This window comes from Nocardioides sp. (assembly GCF_036401255.1).
GTDB lineage: Bacteria > Actinomycetota > Actinomycetes > Propionibacteriales > Nocardioidaceae > Nocardioides.
In genome coordinates this window covers 1-3,700 of record NZ_DASWVI010000396.1, presented here as the reverse complement: position 1 = coordinate 3,700, position 3,700 = coordinate 1, and the positions used below count along the sequence as shown (strand labels likewise).

General features: G+C 72.2%; 4 protein-coding genes. 3 read left to right on the top strand and 1 reads right to left on the bottom strand.

Annotated elements, in window-relative coordinates:
- From VGD85_RS18445 to VGD85_RS18435, 3 genes are all read left to right on the top strand, one after another.
- Window positions 1–153, top strand: coding sequence for a DMT family transporter (locus VGD85_RS18445; RefSeq protein ID WP_331064889.1), 153 nt, complete (start codon window positions 1–3; stop codon window positions 151–153).
- A 354-nt stretch (window positions 154–507) separates the two neighbouring features.
- The gene (locus VGD85_RS18440) at window positions 508–1,752 is read left to right on the top strand and encodes an HNH endonuclease signature motif containing protein (RefSeq protein WP_331064888.1); all 1,245 of its coding nucleotides are present in this window, start codon (window positions 508–510) and stop codon (window positions 1,750–1,752) included.
- A gap of 105 nt (window positions 1,753–1,857) precedes the next feature.
- Entirely contained in the window at window positions 1,858–2,433 is a 576-nt protein-coding gene (locus VGD85_RS18435) for a hypothetical protein (RefSeq protein ID WP_331064887.1), read from the top strand.
- 10 nt (window positions 2,434–2,443) lie between these two features.
- Here the strand turns inward: VGD85_RS18435 and VGD85_RS18430 are convergent.
- Window positions 2,444–3,700, bottom strand: a 1,257-nt coding sequence (locus VGD85_RS18430; RefSeq protein WP_331064886.1) for an FAD-binding dehydrogenase, incomplete at its 5' end; no start/stop codon positions are given.

Below are 3,700 nucleotides of genomic sequence, written 5' to 3'. Positions count from 1 at the left end.
ATCGCGTACGCGATCTGGTCGGGCGTCGGTACGGCGCTGGTCGCGGTGGCCGGCTATCTCTTCCTCGACGAGCCGCTGGGCTGGGTCAAGGTCATGTCGCTCGCGCTCATCGTCGTCGGCGTGCTCGGGCTGAACCTGGCGGGGTCGCACTAGCTCTTCTTGGTTGGCATTGAGCGCGGTGGTCGATGAGGTTGCTCCGCGCGCGGCCCGCGGTGGTTGAGGAGGTTGCTCCGCGAGCGGCCCGCGGTGGTTGAGGAGGTTGCGCTAGCAACCGTCTCGAAACCACCGCCTCCTCGCGGTCGGCGTGCTTCGGCTTGCGGGTTCGTCCGGGTCGTCGCAGTTCGGCAGCGAAGCGGGTGCGGTCCGCTCGGGTCGGCGTTGCCTGCCGGCTTCCCTGCCGCCGCTTCTGCGGCTGCTCGATCCGCTCGAGTCTTTACCTTCGATGTGTTGCTTTTCATACTGGTGTTCGGTAATGTGTAAGCACGAACGATCTCTCGGGAGCCCCGCATGACCGCGATGACCCACCCACGACACCGGGTCACCCGCGCGCTCGCCCAGGTCCACGGCCTGCTCGACGAGATCACCGACGCGTCACTGTGGTCGATGGGCACCGAGGAGGCCGGCGCCGCGCTGCTCGAGGCGACGCGGGCCGCGACCCGGGTCGCCGAACTCGAGGCCCGCCTCGCCACCCACGCCGCCGCCGTCGGGGTCCCTGAGGCCGTGGGCGCGACCTCGGTGGCGAACTGGTGGGCACATGCGACCCGGATGACCCACGGCGAGGCGCACCGCAAGACCAAGCTCGCGGGAGCACTCGAGGACCACCAACCGGTCCACGACGCCCTCAAGACCGGGGAACTACTGCCCGACCAGGCCACCGCGATCATCAAGGCCGTCGAGGACCTCCCCGACCACGTCCCCGCCGACCTGGTCCAGCAGGCCGAGGAACACCTGGTCGGGGAAGCCGCGTACTTCGACGCCAAGGCACTGGCCAACCTCGGCAAAGGCCTCCTGCACGTCATCGACCCCGAGGCCGCCGACGCCCACCACGCCCGTCTCCTCGAGGCCGAAGAACGCGCTGCCGCGATGGCCACCCGCCTCACCCTGCGCGAGGACCCCGACGGGACGCTGCGCGGCACCTTCACCCTCCCGTCCGCCCAGGGACAGATGCTCAAGAAGCAACTCCTCGCCCTCGCCGCACCCAAGCACCGCGCCGCGGTCGAAGGAGAACTCGGGGAACGGAAGCCCTCACCCGAACGACTCGGGCAGGCCTTCTGCGAGTGGATCGAGCGCTACCCGGCCGACCGGCTCCCCGACGCCGGCGGCGTGTCCGCCACCGTCGTGGTCACCATCCCCATCGACACCCTGCACGGTGGGTTGAAGCCTGGCACCCTCGACACCGGCGCGGTCATCTCCCCCGGACAGGCCCGCCGCCTCGCCTGCGAAGCCGGCCTCCTCCCGATGGTCCTCGGCGGCAAGAGCGAGGTCCTCGACCTCGGCCGACGCCGCCGCCTCCACACCCGAGCCCAACGCATCGCCATCGCCCACCGCGACCAGCACTGCACCACCGAGGGCTGCGACTGGCCACCCGGCATGTGCCACGTCCACCACGACCCCTCCTGGGCCACCGGAGGCCCCACCGACATCGACCACGCCCGACTCCTCTGCCCCCGACACCACGCCCGCGCCCACGACCCCACCTACCGCATGACCAGACTCCCCGGCGGCAAGGTCGCCTTCACCAGGCGGACGTGACGGTCAGTGATCTGCGATGTCTCGCCGGGCGTGCGCCGTAGGCCCCGAAGCGCACCGCCTGCCGTTGTCCGCGCGCCTCGCGCCGCCCGATGAGAGAGTGACGGCGTGTCTCGGAAGATCGCGCTCGTCGCGCTGGCCGCACTCGTCGTCGGCGGGGCCGTGGCGGGGTGGTTGGTCTGGGCAGGGCGGATCGCGGGGGACGTCGAGGTCACCTGGTCGGCGGACTCCCCGGACTGTGCGGGGACGACGGTCGAGAAGCCGGGCTCGCATCGCCCCGTCATCGACGCCGTGGAGTCGATGCGGTGCGTGATCACGGTGGAGGTGAGGAACGGGAGCGGGCGCACGGTCCACCTCGTCCGCGCCGTCGCTCCCCTGGTCGGTCCCCGCACCGGGGGTGTCGTCACGGCCGAGAACGCGGAGCCTGCGTCGCCGCCGGGCGACGACGGCATCGACGCGCTCTTCCCGCTGGACCGGGACCTGCGGGCCGGAGGGACGAGCGAGTTCGACATCGTCCTCGTGCTCAACCCGCGGGGGTGCGATCGCGGCGTCACCATCTGGTCCTCGGACTGGCCGGTGGTGACCGTCGAGGCACTCGGGCGTTCGCACGACGTGCACGGCGACAAGGACTTCGCGTTCCACCGCGACCGGGTGACTCCCGGATGCCAGCGGTTCGAGCGCTGAGCCGCGGCGCTCAGAGCGCGCGGGCGACGGCGCGGCCCGCCGTACGTCCCGAGAACAGGCAGCCGCCGAGGAACGTGCCCTCGAGCGCGTTGTAGCCCATCATCCCGCCGCCGCCGAAGCCGCTGACCTCGCCGGCGGCGTAGAGCCCCGGCAGCGGCTCGCCGGTGGAGGTGAGGCAGCGGCCGTCGAGGTCGGTCTCGAGGCCGCCGAGCGTCTTGCGGGTCAGGATGTTGAGGCGTACGGCGATCAGCGGGCCGGCCTTGGGGTCGAGCAGCTTGTGCGGGGTGGCGACCCGGATCAGCCTGTCGCCGCGGTAGCGGCGGGCGCCGCGGATCGCGGTGACCTGGGCGTCCTTGCCGTAGTCGTTGTCGATCTCGCGGTCGCGTGCCTCGATGACCGAGCGCAGCGCGGCCTCGTCGAGCGCGGGCGCCTCCGGGTCGGCCAGCCGGTTCATGCCCGCGACCAGCTCGCCGAGCGAGTCGGCGACGACGAAGTCCTCGCCGTGCTGCTTGAACGCCTCGATCGGGCCCGGCGCGCCCGGGCGGACCCGCGAGAGCAGCAGCTTGACGTCCTTGCCGGTGAGGTCCGGGTTCTGCTCGGAGCCGGAGAGCGCGAACTCCTTCTCGATGATCTTCTGGGTGAGCACGAACCACGAGTAGTCGTAGCCGGTCGCGCGCAGGTGGGCGAGCGTGCCCAGGGTGTCGAAGCCCGGGAAGTACGGCGCCGGCAGCCGCCGGCCGGCCGCGTCGAGCCACAGCGACGACGGGCCGGGGAGGATCCGGATGCCGTGGTTGTCCCAGATCGGGTCCCAGTTGCGCAGGCCCTCGACGTAGTGCCACATCCGGTCGGGGTTGATGACGTTCGCGCCGGCGGCCTGCGTGATGCCGAGCATCCGGCCGTCGACGTGCGCCGGGACGCCGGCCACCATCGTCCGCGGCGGGGCGCCCAGCCGCGCCGGCCAGGTCTTGCGCACCAGGTCGTGGTTGCCGCCGATGCCGCCGCTGGTGACCACGACGGCCTGGGCGCGCAGCTCGAAGTCGCCGACCTCGACGCGGCTGCTCGCGCGGCCGCGCTCGACCGCGCTCGGCTCGAGGACCCGGCCGCGTACGCCGGTCACGGCGCCGGCCTCGAGGACCAGCTCGTCGACCCGGTGGCGGAACGCCAGCCGCAGCCGACCGGAGGAGGCGTGCTCGCGGACCCGACGCTCGAACGGCGCGACGACACCGGGACCGGTCCCCCAGGTCAGGTGGAACCGCGGCACGGAGTT